17 protein-coding genes and 1 tRNA gene are annotated in these 16,246 nt (G+C 65.8%); 10 read left to right on the top strand and 8 right to left on the bottom strand.

The window, feature by feature from the left end; all coding sequences use genetic code 11:
• Window positions 1-4 precede the first annotated feature (4 nt).
• Window positions 5-490 carry a Fur family transcriptional regulator gene (locus FCN77_RS19540; RefSeq protein WP_137323595.1) on the bottom strand — a complete coding sequence of 162 codons (486 nt, stop codon included), beginning with the start codon at window positions 488-490 and terminating at the stop codon, window positions 5-7.
• Window positions 491-520: 30 nt separating this feature from the next.
• Entirely contained in the window at window positions 521-1,288 is a 768-nt protein-coding gene (locus tag FCN77_RS19535) for a hypothetical protein (RefSeq protein ID WP_137323594.1), read from the bottom strand.
• A 117-nt stretch (window positions 1,289-1,405) separates the two neighbouring features.
• Between FCN77_RS19535 and FCN77_RS19530 the strand changes: the two genes are divergently transcribed.
• Window positions 1,406-2,677: an MFS transporter gene (locus FCN77_RS19530; RefSeq protein ID WP_137323593.1), complete on the top strand. Its 1,272-nt coding sequence runs from the start codon at window positions 1,406-1,408 to the stop codon at window positions 2,675-2,677.
• A gap of 51 nt (window positions 2,678-2,728) precedes the next feature.
• The gene (gene htpX / locus FCN77_RS19525) at window positions 2,729-3,598 is read left to right on the top strand and encodes a zinc metalloprotease HtpX (RefSeq protein ID WP_137323592.1); all 870 of its coding nucleotides are present in this window, start codon (window positions 2,729-2,731) and stop codon (window positions 3,596-3,598) included.
• 163 nt (window positions 3,599-3,761) lie between these two features.
• Here htpX and FCN77_RS19520 read toward each other — a convergent pair whose 3' ends face one another.
• Window positions 3,762-4,253, bottom strand: a complete 492-nt coding sequence (locus FCN77_RS19520; protein ID WP_137323591.1) for a YajQ family cyclic di-GMP-binding protein — start codon at window positions 4,251-4,253, stop codon at window positions 3,762-3,764.
• A gap of 226 nt (window positions 4,254-4,479) precedes the next feature.
• Between FCN77_RS19520 and FCN77_RS19515 the strand changes: the two genes are divergently transcribed.
• Window positions 4,480-4,734: a hypothetical protein gene (locus FCN77_RS19515; RefSeq protein WP_137323590.1), complete on the top strand. Its 255-nt coding sequence runs from the start codon at window positions 4,480-4,482 to the stop codon at window positions 4,732-4,734.
• A gap of 161 nt (window positions 4,735-4,895) precedes the next feature.
• Window positions 4,896-4,977, top strand: a tRNA-Tyr gene (locus FCN77_RS19510).
• A gap of 130 nt (window positions 4,978-5,107) precedes the next feature.
• Here FCN77_RS19510 and FCN77_RS19505 read toward each other — a convergent pair.
• Both FCN77_RS19505 and FCN77_RS19500 read right to left on the bottom strand, forming a co-directional pair.
• A complete protein-coding gene (locus tag FCN77_RS19505; RefSeq protein ID WP_137323589.1) occupies window positions 5,108-6,058 on the bottom strand; it encodes a LysM domain-containing protein in 951 nt (316 codons plus the stop codon).
• Between the two features lie 592 nt (window positions 6,059-6,650).
• Complete coding sequence (locus FCN77_RS19500; protein WP_137323588.1) at window positions 6,651-7,385, bottom strand: potassium channel family protein; 735 nt, start codon at window positions 7,383-7,385, stop codon at window positions 6,651-6,653.
• Window positions 7,386-7,445: 60 nt separating this feature from the next.
• Here FCN77_RS19500 and FCN77_RS19495 point away from each other — a divergent pair, with 60 nt between their 5' ends.
• The 4 genes from FCN77_RS19495 (at window position 7,446) to trxA (ending at window position 11,186) form a co-directional block, all read left to right on the top strand.
• The gene (locus tag FCN77_RS19495) at window positions 7,446-7,991 is read left to right on the top strand and encodes a thioesterase family protein (protein WP_137323587.1); all 546 of its coding nucleotides are present in this window, start codon (window positions 7,446-7,448) and stop codon (window positions 7,989-7,991) included.
• Between the two features lie 183 nt (window positions 7,992-8,174).
• Window positions 8,175-9,326 (top strand): discoidin domain-containing protein, encoded by a 1,152-nt coding sequence (locus FCN77_RS19490; protein WP_137323586.1) that lies wholly within the window; start codon window positions 8,175-8,177, stop codon window positions 9,324-9,326.
• A gap of 83 nt (window positions 9,327-9,409) precedes the next feature.
• Complete coding sequence (locus FCN77_RS19485) at window positions 9,410-10,651, top strand: galactose oxidase-like domain-containing protein (RefSeq protein ID WP_137323585.1); 1,242 nt, start codon at window positions 9,410-9,412, stop codon at window positions 10,649-10,651.
• A gap of 121 nt (window positions 10,652-10,772) precedes the next feature.
• Window positions 10,773-11,186 carry a thioredoxin gene (trxA, locus tag FCN77_RS19480; RefSeq protein WP_137323584.1) on the top strand — a complete coding sequence of 138 codons (414 nt, stop codon included), beginning with the start codon at window positions 10,773-10,775 and terminating at the stop codon, window positions 11,184-11,186.
• A gap of 130 nt (window positions 11,187-11,316) precedes the next feature.
• Here the strand turns inward: trxA and FCN77_RS19475 are convergent, their stop codons facing one another.
• On the bottom strand, window positions 11,317-11,595 hold the full coding sequence (locus FCN77_RS19475) for a putative quinol monooxygenase (protein WP_137323583.1): 279 nt from the start codon (window positions 11,593-11,595) through the stop codon (window positions 11,317-11,319).
• A gap of 102 nt (window positions 11,596-11,697) precedes the next feature.
• Between FCN77_RS19475 and FCN77_RS19470 the strand changes: the two genes are divergently transcribed.
• Window positions 11,698-13,374, top strand: coding sequence for an AMP-binding protein (locus FCN77_RS19470; protein WP_137323582.1), 1,677 nt, complete (start codon window positions 11,698-11,700; stop codon window positions 13,372-13,374).
• A 50-nt stretch (window positions 13,375-13,424) separates the two neighbouring features.
• Here FCN77_RS19470 and FCN77_RS19465 read toward each other — a convergent pair whose 3' ends face one another.
• Window positions 13,425-14,405 (bottom strand): DNA-3-methyladenine glycosylase, encoded by a 981-nt coding sequence (locus tag FCN77_RS19465; RefSeq protein WP_137323581.1) that lies wholly within the window; start codon window positions 14,403-14,405, stop codon window positions 13,425-13,427.
• A 154-nt stretch (window positions 14,406-14,559) separates the two neighbouring features.
• Here FCN77_RS19465 and FCN77_RS19460 point away from each other — a divergent pair, with 154 nt between their 5' ends.
• Complete coding sequence (locus tag FCN77_RS19460; RefSeq protein WP_137323580.1) at window positions 14,560-14,988, top strand: VOC family protein; 429 nt, start codon at window positions 14,560-14,562, stop codon at window positions 14,986-14,988.
• A gap of 4 nt (window positions 14,989-14,992) precedes the next feature.
• Here the strand turns inward: FCN77_RS19460 and FCN77_RS19455 are convergent, their stop codons facing one another.
• Complete coding sequence (locus FCN77_RS19455) at window positions 14,993-16,180, bottom strand: SLC13 family permease (RefSeq protein ID WP_137323579.1); 1,188 nt, start codon at window positions 16,178-16,180, stop codon at window positions 14,993-14,995.
• Between the last annotated feature and the right edge of the window lie 66 nt (window positions 16,181-16,246).

Genomic DNA, 16,246 nt, shown 5'->3' with positions numbered 1-16,246 from the left:
TCTCCTATTTCTCGATTACTTGTGAGGGACGTTCAGAAGGAAGTTTTTGGGTGCGCTGGCAGTCCTGGCAAATGCCCTGGTACATCACGTCGGCAATCTGGATGGCCATCGGCTTGGCGTCCGGACTCCAGTGCGGGGTGAGGCAGGGCGCGTGGCCGACGGCGCAGTCGACATCCTCCACGCGGCCGCAGCTGATGCAGATGGCGTGGTGGTGGTTGTCCCCCACCCGAGTTTCGTACAGCGCGGGGGAGTGGGGCGGTTCGAAGCGTCGCAGCATGTGCAGATCGGTGAGATCGCCCAGGACCACGTAGACGGACTGTGCGGTCAGTTCGGGGAGTTCCTCACGCGCGGCGGCAAGAATGCTTTCAGCCGGCGAGTGCGGGTGGTGTTCGACGGCGGTCAGCACGGCCAGCCGCTGTTTGGTCACCCGGCGGCCGTGGGCGCGCAGGGCGGCAGCCCATGCATCCTGGCCCGCCACGTGAACTGTCATGACCCCATTCAAGCACTTATTATGACTGAATCACAATAAGGCTGGGTTAACTTCCGGTGAATCGAGCAACATTTCCAGCGGATTGACGGATTCGCCGGCGGCGCGGCCCAGCGCATGCAGCTCCAGTTGCCCGCCAGTCACGGCGGTATCGGGCACGATGCAGCTGAGTCCGGTGACAGGCTGCCTCACCGCCAGGTCCTCCAGCGCCGCGGCCAGGGCCAGCAGCTCCGGGGGTGTCACATCCTGGACGGAACCGATTGCCCGTTCGGGAGCCAGAACCGTGTGGTGTGTCCCGGCAGGGGACGACGGCGTCCAGGCTCGGACGGAAGGCAGCGGCGCCGCTCCTCCGGGGCCGGGGCCCTCCGCTGCTGCGACTGCCGCCTGCAGCAGCGCGGCGCGCAGGCCGCCGTCGTGCTTGTTCAGGTCCTGGTGCGGGACGGGCCTGCGGCGCCAGGCCGGAAGTGCGAGCTGCTCCGCCGGGGTGACAGGTTCCCCGTCCCAGCGGCCGAACAGGTGGAAGGACGGCGTGGACGACTCCGCCGCAGGTTCACCGATGGCGGCACCGAGGGCGTGCCAGCGGTGTGCAAACAGGAGGGTGCAGGCGCCGGCCCCGAGCACTGAGGCGAGTGCCTCACGGGCTGCGTTGTGGCACCGGAGCCAGTCGGCGGCCGAACGGTGGTCCAGGGCCGTAGCCGGATTGCTGAGGCGGATCATCAGGTGGCCGGCGGTAAGCGGTGTGCGCGGGCGGGTGACTTCCCACACGGCCGAGCCGAAAAGCAGCCGTCTGGACAGCTCCATGCGCACTCCTTCCCCCGTTGTGTTCACCGCCCGAGACTATCAAGGTAAGCGCCCGTGTCATGGTGCCCGCTTCAGGATGATCCGGCGGCGTCGGTGCCCGCGGCTAGAGTTGCGCCAGTGGGAAAACTTCTGGCCGACATCACTCCGCTGCGCGAGAGCACTGACTTCCGCCGGCTGTGGCTCGGGTCAGCCGTGTCCAACCTTGGCAGCCAGCTGACCCTCGTGGCGGTCAGCCTTGAGGTGTACCGGCTGACGCAGGACAGCCTCTACGTGGGGCTCCTCAGTATTTTCGCGCTGGTTCCCCTGGTGCTGGGAGGCCTGCTGGGCGGTTCCATCGCGGACGCCCACGACCGTCGCAGGGTGGCGCTCCTGGCCACCACCGTCCTGTGGCTGACCACCGCCGGACTGGCGCTGCAGGCCTGGCTGGAGGTGCGGAACGTGTGGCTGCTGTACGGGCTGGTGGCCGTGCAGAGCGGGGCGCAGGCCATCAACCAGCCTGCCCGGAGTGCCATCATCCCGGTGCTGGTCCGCAAGGAGCTGCTGCCCGCGGCCAACGCACTGAGCATGATCACCTTCGGACTGGGCATGACAGCCGGTCCGCTGCTGGCCGGCGTGCTGGTGGCCTGGGTGGGCTTCGGCTGGACCTACACCATCGACGTGGTGAGCTTCGCCTTTGCGTTCTGGGCCCTGCTCAGCCTTCCGCCGATGCCGCCGGGCAAGCAATCGCACCGCGCCGGGCTGCGCTCCGTGGTGGAGGGCTTCCGCTTCCTGGGCACCCGCCCCAACTTGCGCATGACGTTCGTGATCGACCTCGTGGCCATGATCTTTGCGCAGCCGCGGGCCCTGATGCCGGCCATCGGTGCCGTGATGGTGGGCGGCGGCGAAGCGACCGTGGGCGTGCTGCTGGCCTCGACGGCCGTGGGGGCGTTCCTGGCCGGGCTCTTCTCCGGACCGCTCGGCGGGATCCGCCGGCAGGGACGTGCCGTGGTGTGGTCCGTGATGGGCTGGGGCGCGTCCATCGCCGGGTTCGGGCTGGTGGTGGTCCTGGCCGGGCGCTCCGGTGCCGGCGGCGTGACATGGTGGCTGCTGCCCGCAGCGCTCTGCTGTGCCCTTGCGGGAATCTCCGATTCCGTGAGTGCCGTCTTCCGCACCACCATCCTGCAGGCCGCCGCCCCGGACCATCTTCGCGGGCGGCTGCAGGGGGTGTTTGTGGTGGTGGTTGCGGGCGGTCCGCGGGTCGGGGACATGCTGGCCGGCGGCGGTACTAGACTTTTGAGTGAAGGTTGGGTCTTGTTGCTGGGCGGCTTGGTGTGCATTGCCGTGGCCTGGGCGGTGGCACGCTGGCAGTCGGGCTTCCTGAAGTACGACGCGCGGAACCCCGTTCCGTAGCAGCACGTTGGATAGGCATATTCCAGGGCAGGAGTCTCGCGAGGAGGCACAGTGCATAATCACCACAACGGACTGAAGACCGCGGCGCTGTTCGGGGTGCTTTGGGCGGTCCTTCTCGGACTGGGCGCCGTGATCGGCACCAGCATGCGCAGTGCCGCTCCCATCTGGATCATGGCGCTGGTGGGCGTGGGCACCACCGTGTACGGGTACTGGAACAGCGACAAGATCGCCCTCCGGTCCATGCAGGCCTACCCCGTGACCGAGGACCAGGCTCCCCAGCTCTACCAGACCGTCCGGGAACTCTCCGCCCGGGCCAACCAGCCCATGCCCCGGATCTACGTTTCGCCCACACCCGCGCCGAACGCCTTTGCCACCGGCAGGAACCCCCAGAACGCTGCTGTCTGCTGCACGGAAGGCATCCTGCGGCTGCTTTCCGTCCGGGAACTGCGCGGCGTGCTGGGCCATGAGCTCATGCACGTCTACAACCGGGACATCCTCACCTCATCGGTGGCCGCGGCGGTGGCGGGCGTGATCACCTCGGTGGGGCAGATGCTGCTGTTCTTCGGCGGCGGCGACCGGCGCAATTCGAATCCGCTCGCGATGATCGCCATGGCCCTGCTTGCCCCGCTAGCGGCGACTGTGATCCAGTCGGCCATCTCCCGGACCAGGGAGTACGACGCCGACGAGGACGGTTCCGCACTTACCGGCGATCCGCTGGCGCTCGCCTCAGCCCTGCGCAAGATCCACCAGGGCGTGCAGATGGTGCCGCTCCCGCCGGACCAGAAGCTGGTGAACGCCTCGCACCTGATGATCGCCAACCCGTTCCGGGGCGGCGGACTGAGCAAGATGTTCTCCACGCACCCGCCGATGCAGGACCGCATCGCCCGGCTGGAACTCATGGCGGGCCGCCCGCTCAGCTGAGCGCCGCCGTCGTACTTTCCCCTTTGCGGGGACAGCCAGGGGGCCTTTCGACGCGCAAAAAACCCTTCGACACGCAAAGAGGCCGGCGCGGCCCGTATACGGGCGTCGCCAGCCTCTTTGCGTAGCGTCAGGATTTTTTCGCGTCGAAAACGACGGCGGGACGCTAGCTGCGGAAGTTCACGAACTGCAGGTCGGCCTCGTCGAAACCCTTAAGCAGGTTCATGGTCTCCTGGAGGTCGTCGCGGGACTTGGAGGTCACGCGCAGTTCGTCGCCCTGGATCTGGGACTTGACTGACTTCGGGGCCTCGTCGCGGATCAGCTTGTTGATCTTTTTGGCGAGGTCCTGGGCGATGCCCTCCTTGATGGAGGCCTCCAGCCGGTATTCCTTGCCGGACGCGTAGGGCTCGCCGGTGTCCAGGGACTTCAGCGAGATGCCGCGGCGGATGAGCTTGGACTGCAGTACGTCCAGGACGGCAAGTACCCGCTCCTCGGAGTTCGCCTTCATCAGGATCTTCTCCCCGCTGAAATCGACCTCGGCGCCCACGCCCTTGAAGTCATACCGCTGGGCCAGTTCCTTCTGCGCCTGGTTCAGCGCATTGGCAACCTCCTGCTTGTCTACCTTGCTGACGACGTCGAATGTGGATTCGCCTGCCATAACTGTCCTCCTGCTGATCGCCTGAATACCCCTTGAAGGGCGGTGTTGTCTGCATTCCAGCCTAGTACGGATGGTGTCCAAGTGAAGGCCGGGTCCCGGTCAATCGTCCACAATGAAAAAACGTTCCGGGGGATTCACAGTTTCCTCATAGCGGACGCATGGCGGGAACGAAGCCTCGGCCTCCAGAGTTGAAGGTGTTGGAAGAGTTGCCCCGGAAGGAAAGCACATGCCCCAAAAGGCCGTCCGTTACGTCACCCGCTCAACTGCCGCCGCAGCCGCAACCATCGCCACGGCGGCCACCTCTGTGGCAGCGGCCGCGGTGGCCGCGTCCATCATCCTCAGTCCCGTGGCGGACGCCTCTTCACGCCTGGACGGTGTGCACTCGGACCTGATGCGGGCAGTGCAGCTGAACCAGATCACCGAGGAGCAGGCCGCGAAGTTTGAGGCCAAACTGGCCGGGCGTATTCTCGGCGAGGCCTGATTTTCCGCGGATTTCCGGGGTTTTGGGGTGCCCTGGAAGCCCGATTCGATTCTTCGGCAGAAGTTCTGTAAAGTTGTCTTGCCCGCGGTTGCTGGAAGCGGAACGGACTGGAAACAGCCGTTCTGAACACGGAAGCCGCGAGTGATCTTCTTTTGAAGTTCGGCAGATTACCCGAGCGGCCAAAGGGGGCTGACTGTAAATCAGCTGGCAACGCCTACGGGGGTTCGAATCCCTCATCTGCCACCCAAGGAAAAGTCTCCGGAACCGTAAGGTTCCGGAGACTTTTCTGTTTTACTTCGTTTTTCGCCATCGGGCCTAAGCTTGTCCGCGGCACCTGGCCCTGAAGGCTCGGAACCGCGGACAGCCCAGGAAATCAGTTGAGGCCTATCACCAGCATCTGGTTGGTACCCGGGATGCAGGTCTGCAGGATAACCCGCGGAAAGCCCCCGAAAACGGCTGAGACATTGTTGGTAGTGCCGGGGTTTGGCACCTGTCCCCGCCCGCTGACGGTATAGGTGCCGTACCCGGGAATGCTGACCGTTTCGCCGACGCCGATCCCCGAGAACCGTGCCCACCCACCGCAGAAGTCGTGCTCCGTGATGAAGAGGGCGTAGGCGTCAGTCGGTGTGAAATGGATGGGGCCGATGCAGGCGTCCACCATTGACTGGCCGCCGGAGCCCGCGACATAGATGGTCCGGACCGCAGGAGCAGGAGCAGGGGCAGGGGCTGGGGCTGGGGCCGGATCGGGTGCCGGTGCTGCGGCTGCTGGCGCAGCAGCGGGTGCGGCAATGGCCGGTCCCGTCAGCTTCAGGACCTGCCCTGGCACGATAGGCGAGTACACGCCAAGCCCGTTGGCTGCCAGCATGGCATTCATGTCGACACCGAAGCGGGCCGCGATGGCCCCCACAGTGTCCCCGGCAACCACCGTGTAGGTGTTGGACGCGTCAGGTGCCGGTGCTGCAGCCGGCGCGGGCGCTGGAGCCGCCTCGGCTGCCGGTGGAGCTTCCGCGGCCGCGGCCGGCGGCTGGGGGGCTGGTTCCGGGGCGGCGGCGACGGCGGCCTCCGGTGTACCGGCCCCGGCCGTTGCGGACGCCGTCGCCGGCGGGTCTGCGGGTTTGTCGGTTTCAGGTGCCGCTACGGCATGGGCCTCGCTGACCTGGGATGTCTGGGCGGAGGCCGAGTAAGCCACGGCGGTCACGGCAATTGCCGTAGCAACGGCTCCCGCGGCCAGTATGGTCCTCAGCTTGGCGGTCTTTCCCCGGAGTTTTTTTGTGGTTGTTGGGACAGGATATTTGTCCTCGTGGTTAAGCTCATTTTGATCCATCGGTTCCCCCGAGAGTCAATGCCCTTGAGGGTCAACCGGACAGCAGGCCCCAGGGCGGTGGTGCGCCGGCGCCGGACCGCACGTAGGGGTGCAGCCCGTTGCGCGAAGACGCGTGAAGAGGGCTGCCGATTTAACGACGAATTACGGGAGCCCAATTGATAAGACCCATGGCCACGGGGTGGTCATGTGATATTCCGGAATTACTGCTTGCCCTAGGAATATCGAGTCTATGAATGGGCCGGGGGTGGCCGCACGAGTGGGCATTACCCGAATCTTCAGGCACAGCACCCGCGAATTCGGGGCGCATACCCAAAGGCATATTTGTGCAACGCCGGGGGTACTCGCAATGGCGCGCAAGATTACTTGGTTCCAGGAGCCGGGGCCTGAATGCCCTCCCGTCGGGCCCCGCCAATGCTTGAACACGCGCGGAATGGACCACTAATTAGTTAATGATTTGCTGCGGAATGGCGGAAAGATGGGGATCAAATTGTGAATAGTTAATTCATCCACTGGATGATGGAAATACGAAAGCGGCGGTCCGGGCTTATGCCGGCCGCTGCTTTATGGGGTGTGGCTGCCTGGGGCAATCGCCCTAGCGTTCGCGTTCGAGGCGCAGTTCCGCCAATTCCTGCCGCAGTGCAGCCACCTCCACCAACAGTTCGCGGACCTCCGCGCGGACGGGTAGTTCAGCAGCTTCCACGGCCGCCCCGGTATTCTCTTCCACCCTCTGCACCAGCCACGAGGCAATGGACGCCGTGACGACACCCAGCACGGCGATGCCGCTCATCATCATGGCTGTGGCAACCAGGCGGCCTATCGGCGTGACGGGAAAGAGGTCACCGTAGCCCACGGTGGTGATGGTGGTGATGGCCCACCACGCCGCGTCGCCGAAGGTCAGGATCTTGGCGTCGGGAGCGTTCTGTTCGACGTCGAGGACGGCCAGGGCCCCGACAAACACCAGCAGGACGGCGGAGCCGGCCACATAGGTGATGACGCGGCCGCGGAGCGTCTCACCCACGGTTCGGTGCAGCACGGACAGCAGGGTGACCAGCCGGAGCAGCCGCAGCGGCCGGAAGAACGGCAGGGCCACAATCAGTAGTTCGTGCAGGTTGCGGATGAACCAGTGTTTCCTGTTGTCCGCGAGCCACAGATTGGCCGCATAGTCCGCAGCGAAGATTGTCCAGGTGATCCACATGATGCCTTCCAGGAGGTCCGCCTGGCGTCCTTCGATGTGGCCAATCACCTGCCAGGCATAGGCTGCCAGGAAAACGAGTGCCGTCCCCATGAGCGGCCACTCGGCTATGTCCCTGTAGCGTTGCTGCGTCATGGGAAGATCCTAAGCGCCCCGGCTCTTGGCGCCGATGTTACTGATGGGTAACATGGTGGCATGCACTTGCTTCTGCGAACCCTGCTGCTTCTGTTCACGTCCTCCCGCCGCCCGCCCCTGAGCATCTGGGAGACGTCCTCCCTCCCGCTGCGCGTGCTGCCAACGGACATCGACATAGCCATGCACGTCAACAACGGGATGTACTTCTCCCTGATGGACCTGGGCCGCTTTGACCTCATGGCGCGGAGCGGGACCTGGGCAAAGATGCGCCGGCGGGGCTGGTCGCCGGTGGCCGCGGGGGAGACCATCGCCTTCCGCCGGTCCCTGCAGCTGTGGCAGCGGTACACCATCGAGTCCCGGATCATCGGGCTGGACACCAAAGCCATCTACTTCGAGCAGCGCATGGTGGTGGACGGGGAAATCTACGCACGCGCCCACATCGCGACGCGGCTTGTCTGCAAGGGGAAGCCGGTCAGCCAGGAAGAGATCTTCGCTGAATTCGGTGAGCCACCTGCGGAGCTTGAACTGCCGGAGTGGATCCACGAGTGGCGCGAAACCAATGCGCTCCCCGGATCGCTCCGCCCGGCACCGCACGTCTGGCGCTGACTTCAGCTTGCTCCAGCGCTGAACAACCGACTCATCGAGTAGAGCTGCAAATACGCAATTGGCTTGCCAGCAGTTCCGCGTAGGGCCCGCTCGTGCGGGAGCCCTCCGATTCTTAGACTTGAAGCTACTAGGCGACCAACTATTTCGCAGCTGATTTGCGTCACTGACGACGTGAGGTGTCTGATGTCCAAGTCAAAATGGCGAATGATCCGCCACACGGCCGTAGTTTTGGTCGGATTACTGCTGATCAGCGGGTACGTAACGGTGACTTGGCACCACTCCGCGAGCGCCACCGGATCGCATCACGGGCACATCACGATGCTGCCGGCCGCTGCGATGGCGGCGGCGCCGGCTCCATTGTCACGGATCGGGTGGACGGCTTCGGCCAGCGACGAGGAGACCTCCGGCGAGAACGGCCGAGCCAGCAATGTGCTCGACGGGAAAGCAGGCGCCATTTGGCATAGCAAGTGGACCGCACCCGCCGTCCCGTTACCGCACACCATAAGGATCGACACCAAGGTGACTCAAAGCATCTCGGGGTTCCGCTATCTCCCGCGTTCCAGCGGTGCGAACGGGCGGATCGGCAGCTTCGAGATCCTGGTGAGCACTAACGGCACCACCCAGGGTACCCTGGTGGCCAGCGGGACCTGGGCGGACACCGGTGACGAGAAAAGCGTGACGTTCGCGACGGTGTCGGCGCAGTATGTCCGGCTGCGAGCCATCACCGAAGCCGGCAACCGAGGTCCCTGGAGCAGTGCCGCCGCGATAAACCTGCTCGCCGAGCAAACCGCCCCTCCACCGCCTACAACCCGTGTGCTGCCCCGCTCCGGCTGGGTGGCGAGCGCCAGCGACGAAGAGGTCACCAGCGGGAACGGCCGCGCCGCCAACGTACTCGACGGCAGTGCGGCTACGATCTGGCACAGCAGGTGGTCCCCGGCGCCCGCGGCCCCACTGCCGCAAAGCCTGACCATTGACATGGGTGTCGAAAACCAGGTTTCGGGGTTCCGCTATCTCCCTCGTTCCGACGGTTCGAACGGACGGGTCGGCGCCTACTCGATCGATGTCAGCTCCAACGGAGCCACTTGGAGAGTGGTCACCAGTGGCACCTGGCCGGACACCAGTGCGGAGAAGACGGCGAACTTCACAGCGGTTAGCGCCTGGTACGTCCGGCTGACCGCGACTACCGAGGCCGGCAACCGCGGGCCCTGGAGCAGCGCCGCGGAGATCAATCTGCTCGGCCCACCGCCGGGTGGGACGCTGGGGTCCTGGGGCCGACCATCAGTTTCCCGATCGTCCCGGTTGCGGCGGCGCTATTGCCTGGCAATCGGCTCCTGACCTGGTCCGCCTATTCCCCGACCAATTTCGGTGGCAGCAGTGGCATCACTCAGACGTCCATCCTGAATCTCACGACAGGTGCGGTGAGCCAGACCCAAGTGGCCAACACCGGTCACGAAATGTTCTCCCCCGGGACTTCGCTGCTACCGGACGGGCAGATCCTGATCAGCGGCGGCAGCAACAGCTCGAAAACGACGCTTTACAACCCTGAGACGAACACCTGGTCCCCGGGGCCGGACATGAAGATCGCCCGCGCCTATCAGGCCAACGTGACCACGTCCACCGGTGAGGTGTTCACCATCGGCGGTTCGTGGGCGGGCGGTATTGGCAACAAGAACGGAGAGGTGTGGTCCAGCGCAGGCGGCTGGCGAACGCTGCCAAATGTACCGGTCGACAACATCCTGACCAACGATCCCAGTGGCGTCTACCGTTCCGACAATCACGCCTGGTTGTTTGCTGCCCGGGGTGGCAGGGTATTCCACGCCGGCCCGAGCCGCCAGATGAACTGGATCTCCACAACCGGCAATGGCAGCATCACCTCAGCCGGTCTGCGGTCCGATAGCCCAGACGCGATGAACGGCGACGCCGTGATGTACGACGTCGGAAAGATTCTGACCATGGGCGGGGCGACCGCCTACGACAATGCCAATGCCACGGCGGGGGCGTACACGATCGACATCAATAACGGTGTCACTGTGGCCCGTACCGCAAACATGGCCGTCACCCGGTCGTTCGCCAACGGGGTCGCGCTGCCCGATGGCCAGGTGTTCGTGGTCGGCGGTCAGGCCACGCCCCTTCCGTTCACCGACACTGGCGCCAGGATGGCCCCAGAAATCTGGAATCCGGCGACCGGTCAGTGGACCACGCTGGCCCCGATGGCCGTCCCCCGGACGTATCACAGCGTCGCCCTGCTGCTCCCTGATGGACGGGTCTTCGCCGGCGGTGGCGGGCTGTGCGGCACCTGCACGACCAACCATCTGGATGGAGAGATTTTCACGCCGCCGTACCTGCTGAACGCCGACGGCAGTGCGCGCACCCGGCCGACGATTGTGACCGCTCCGACCACCGCCGCGGCCGGCAGTTCGATTGCGGTGACCACCGGAGCGCAGATTACCAAGTTCTCCCTGATGCGGATGTCCACGGTGACCCACACTGTGAACACCGATCAGCGGCGAATCCCGCTGACTGCAACTGCGGTCTCGGGCAACACAGTGTCGCTGACGTTGCCGGCGGATCGCGGCGTGCTGGTGCCGGGCAGTTACCTGCTCTTCGCAGTCGACGGCAACGGCGTGCCCAGCGTCGCCCCGACCATCAAGATCAGTTGATGACGACGAACGGGGTCAGGGCCCATGCCTGGGGCCCTGGCGTCGTCGTCCCTGTGCGGTGAAGGTGTGCCAAGAGCGAAACGCATGGGACATCCCAGGGCGGCTCGCGTACCGTTGACCCATGGCTACCGTAGACATTACAGGTGAACAGTTCGCATCAACCGTCGAGAGCAACGACATCGTCCTCGTTGATTTCTGGGCCGAATGGTGTGGTCCCTGCAAGCAGTTTGGACCCACGTATTCCGCCGTTTCCGAGAAGCACCCGGACGTCGTCTTCACCAAGGTGGACACCGAAGCCCAGCAGCAGCTGGCGGCCGAGGCCGGCATCACGTCCATCCCCACGCTGATGGCTTTCCGCGAGAAGGTTCTGGTGTTCTCCCAGCCCGGTGCACTGAACGCCCAGCAGCTGGAACAGGTTGTTGACGCGGTGAAGGCCCTGGACATGGAAGAAGTGCACGCCCACGTGGCCCGTTCACAGGCTGAGGCAGCCGCCGCTGCCGGCAAGCAGGACGGCACCCAGATTCCTGAGGCCTAAAGGTCGGCTGGGCTTCCATCGCTTTTAGATCCATCGCCGTAAACTCCAACGCGGGGTACCCTCCTCCCACGAACCCAGGTTCGTCGGGCGGAAGGAACCCCGCGTTGTTTGTGTCCGGACGTACTGGGGACTACACCCGTTCGAGCTGAACAGCTTCAGCCAGCAGCGCGCTCAGGGACTCGTTGAGATCCTGGACGGCGGTGCCCTTGGAGTGCTTGTCGAGGTCCGCTTCGGAGGCCCACTGTTCGGTCAGCACCAGCCTTTCCTCGGTGGCCTCGGTCAGTTCGTACCGGATGCAGCCGGGCTCGCTGACCACCTCGTCGATCGCGATTTCGAGGGCGAGCTTCACGCGGAAGAATTCGCCGTCGTTGGGGATGAACGTTGCCTGCAGGTCAATTGGTGCACTCATGCGTTTCACAATACCGGGCAGGGGTCCCGGCCGCCTGAATATTTTGTAGGACTTCCTAGTTTTGCGCTTCTCTTGCCGGTGGTCTGTTGGTAGCGTGCCAGCATGCGCGCTTATACAGCCGGGGACACTGACGTCCCGCTGCTCGAAGAGACCATCGGACAGAATTTCGAGCGGATCGTGGCCCGGTTCCCGTTCCACGACGCCCTGATCGAGGCGGCTCCGGTTCCCGGCGCGGATGCCCGCCGCTGGAGCTACACAAAACTGAACGACGACGTCGACCGGCTGGCCCGCGCGCTGCTCGCGCTCGGCGTCGCCACGGGGGAGCGGATCGGCATCTGGAGCCCCAACTGCGCCGAGTGGACCATCCTGCAGTACGCCACAGCCAAGATCGGCGCCATCCTGGTCAACGTGAATCCGGCCTACCGGAGCCACGAGCTGGAGTTCGTGGTCAGGCAGAACGGCATGCGCATGCTCGTCACGGCGCCGTCGGACCGGAGCAGCGATTACACCGGGATGGCCCGGCAGGCGCTCGCCGAGTGCCCGGAACTGAAGGAACTGGTGTTCCTCCCGGACGGCGGGCAGCCGCAGCTGCAGGCGGGTGATCCGGAAACGGACGCCGAACTCACCTACGCCGAGCTGCTCAAGCGGGCTGACGGCGTCGGGCATTCCGTCCTGAAGGCCCGCTTGGCGGGGCTGGACCCGCAGGACCCCATCAACCTCCAGTACACCTCGGGCACCACAGGCTTCCCCAAAGGCGCCACCCTCACGCACCGCAACATCCTGAACAACGGGTACTCCATCGGTGAGCTGCTGGGCTACACGGAGCACGACCGCGTGGTGATTCCCGTGCCGTTCTACCACTGCTTCGGGATGGTGATCGGCAACCTGAACGCCCTGAGCCACGGCGCCGCCACCATCATTCCGGGACGGTCGTTCACCCCGGCAGCCGCCCTGGAAGCGGTCCAGGATTTTGGCGGGACGTCGCTGTACGGCGTGCCCACGATGTTCATCGCCGAACTCGCGCTGCCGGACTTCGCCTCCTATGACCTGTCTACGCTGCGCACCGGCGTGATGGCCGGGTCCCCGTGTCCCATCGAGGTGATGAACCGGGTCATTTCGGAGATGAACATGAAGGACGTTGCCATTTGCTACGGCATGACGGAGACATCGCCGGTGTCCACCATGACCCGTGACGGCGACACCATGCAGCACCGCACCGAGACCGTGGGCAGGACCATGCCGCAGCTGGAGAGCCAGGTGGCGGACCCGGTCACCGGCAGCGTGCTGGAGCGCGGCGAGATCGGCGAACTGTGCACGCGCGGCTATGCCGTGATGCAGGGCTATTGGAACCAGCCGGACAAAACCGCCGAGGCGATCGACGCTGACGGCTGGATGCACACCGGGGACCTGGCCCGCATGGATGCCGACGGCTACGTGGTGATCGAGGGCCGGATCAAGGACATGGTGATCCGCGGCGGCGAGAACATCTACCCCCGAGAAATCGAGGAGTTCCTCTACACCCACCCCTCGATCGAGGACGTGCAGGTGATCGGCGTCCCGGATGCCAAGTATGGCGAGGAACTCATGGCCTGCATCATCCTCAAACCCGGCGCCGGGCCGCTCGATGCCGCCGCCGTCGCCGAGTTCTGCCGGGGGAGGCTGGCGCACTTCAAGATCCCGCGCTACGTGGACGTCCGCGAAAGCTTCCCCATGACCGTCTCCGGAAAAGTCCGCAAGGTGGAGATGCGCAAGGAAGCAGTGGCCCGGCTGGGGCTCTAGTCAGTCCGGCTGCTTCGGCGGCGCCGGCACGGCCCGGCAGCCCGCGACGCCTAGTGGCTGCGGTGGTCCTGGATGGTCATCCGGGGGCCGAAGGTGGGTTTCCGGAAACCGCTGAGGCCGATCATCCGCACCACCCGCTGCCGGTGCCCCTTCCACGGCGCCAGCAGCCGCAGCATCCCGGCGTCGTCCGTCCGCCGGCCCGTCAGCGCGGCACCCACGTAGGCGGCGAGATGGTAGTCGCCCACGGCGATGGAATCGGGGCAGCCGTGCGTGCGCTGCACCACCTCCGCCGTGGTCCAGATGCCAATGCCGGGAATGGTCTGCATTTTCGCGGACGCTTCCGCTGCCGGGACCGCTGCCAGACGCTCAAGGGCGACGGCGGAACGCAGGGCCCGCATGACCGTCGCCGAGCGCTGGGGTCCCACCCCGGCCTTGTGCCATTCCCACGACGGAATGTGCAGCCACTGTTCCGGTGTGGGCTGAACGCGGAGCCCTGCCGGTGCGGCTGTTCCGGCAGCGGGTGCCGCCGTGCCGAAGCGGTACATGAGGTAGCGGTAGCCCCGACGGGCTTCGATGACGGTGACCTTCTGTTCGAGGATGGTGGGCACCAGGGCATCAACCATCCGGCCGGTGGCCGGGAGCCGGAGGGCAAGGTTCCGGCGTCGGGCTTCCACCACCATCCGGGGGAGCGTGGCGTGGAAGTCAGGGTGGTCAAAGGCGGACCAGTCGTCCCCGCAGCCCAGCAGCTTCGGCGCGGCCGCTATGGCTTCCGCGGAGCCCGGTCCCCAGGCCTGAACATCGATAGCCGGTTCGCGGGGGTCCCCGCTGACGGTGAGGCGCAGGGTGACCGGTCCATCCGGCGTCGCGAAGGCCATCCAGACGCCGTCCGGCGCCGAGGCAAACGCAGGGTCCCCGCTGCCGCGCATTAGCGTTCCGAGGGTCTGCAGGAGATTGAACGGGCCGCCCGGATGCCACCGCAGCGAGGCGTCTGCCGCGGTGGCCAGGCCGGCGGGGACGTCTGCGATGGTCATTGAACCATCGTCCCACGCAGGGCTGTCAGGGCCCGAAACGGCAAGGCCAAACGGCCCTGCCCGTCACGGACACCCGGGCCTAGACTCCAGATGTGGCGTGGACCGCCCGCGCCGGGCCGATTGCGGCCAGAGTGTGGAATGCCAGGTGAAGACAATGGCCGGAGGAGTAGTGCACTTCGAGATCCCCGCCGACGACGAGGGCCGCGCGCGGGAATTTTACAGTTCGGCGTTTGGCTGGGAGATGAGTCCGCTGCCGGATATGAGCTACACGCTGATCACGACGACGCCGGTCGATGACACCGGCATGCCGTCCGCGGCCGGTTCCATCAACGGAGGCATGTTTCGCCGTGAGGGGGAGATGGCGGCACCGGTGGTCACCGTTGACGTGGAGGACATTGACGCCGCCCTGGAGAAGATTGCCGCTGTGGGAGGTTCAGTCTTCCGGGGCAAAATGGAGGTTCCGGGCATGGGGTGGAACGCGTATTTCAAGGACAGCGAGGGGAACATCGTGGGCTTGTGGCAAAACGCCGAACCAGGCTCCGCCGTCAGCCCGGACGCCGCCGCGAACGACATCGGCGCGTAACGCCTCAGTGCATCCCCGAAGCCGTCCAGAGCGCCACGACAGCCAGGGGAACGGTCAGCGCCGCGGCCACGAGACCGGCCACCGCGAATCCGCCCCACTTGATCCGGACATTCAGCGTCCGGAGCCGCTCGTGCCAGAGCAGCGTGGCCAGCGAGGCCCACGGGCTCACCAGCGGTCCGATGTTCACGCCGATGAGCAGGGCGGCCAGCCGGGCGGGCGAGCCGGCTACCGGTTCCAGGGCCAGGTAAGCGGGAAGGTTATTGGCCGCATTTGCGGCTCCGGCGCCCAGCCCGGCCAACTGCAGGAGGGCAGGCAGGCTTTCGCCTGAGCCGGCCACGCCGGCAAGGGCCGATGTGAGGCCGTTGGCGTGCAGGGCCTCCACCACCATGAACAGGCCCACCGTCAGCATCAGCGGACGCCAGGGCACCATGGCCCACCGCAGCGCAGCCGGGCGCCGCCGCAGGAACACAGCCAGCAGGAAGGCAGCGGCCGCCATGGCGGGGTACTGCACCGGCACGCCGGACACCAGGGCCGGCAGCAACACCAGCACCGTGACAGCCGCGAAGATCAGCAGCCTGCGGTCCCGCACGGGATGGACAGGCTGCGGGCCGTACGTTCCGCGCAGGTCTTTATGGAACGCCAGCCACAACAGGGTGAGCGGAACCAGCAGTCCCACCACGGCGGGCGCCCAGACAAGGCCCGCGAATCCCAGCGGGCTGAGTCCAAGCCTGTCCTGCGCCAGCAGGTTCGTCAGGTTGGACACCGGAAGCAGCAGGGAAGCCGTGTTGGCGAGCCAGATGCTGGTCAGGGCAAACGGCAGCGGCGGAATGCGGGCATGGACGGCAAGGAGCACCACCACGGGCGTCACCAGCACGGCGGTGGTGTCCAGGGAAAGAAAAATCGTAGAGACGGTGGCCACTGCGATGACCAAAAGCCACAGGAAGAACACGCGGCCGCGGCCCAGGGCGGCGAGGCGGTCCGTGACCACCCGGAACAGGCCCGCCTCGTCCAGCAGCTCCGTGACCAGGGACATCGCCAGCACGAAGGACAGGATGGGAACGGTGCGGCCCGCCAGTTCCGCGAAGGCCGGTAAGGGCAACGCGCCCAGGCCCAGCACCGCCACTCCGGCCAGAAGGATCCCGGCCGGCAGGAGGTAACTCCGTATCTTGGTCAACCACGCGAACCGCTGCACCGCCCAATCGTCCCACCCGCCCCCGCCTGCGCAGTCGCCCGGCACACCGGCGGGCAGCCGAGACGG

This window comes from Arthrobacter sp. 24S4-2, assembly GCF_005280255.1.
In the GTDB taxonomy this organism is placed as follows: Bacteria; Actinomycetota; Actinomycetes; order Actinomycetales; family Micrococcaceae; genus Arthrobacter.
Note: the sequence above shows the minus strand (reverse complement) of the source record. Positions and strands in the feature narration are given on the sequence as shown.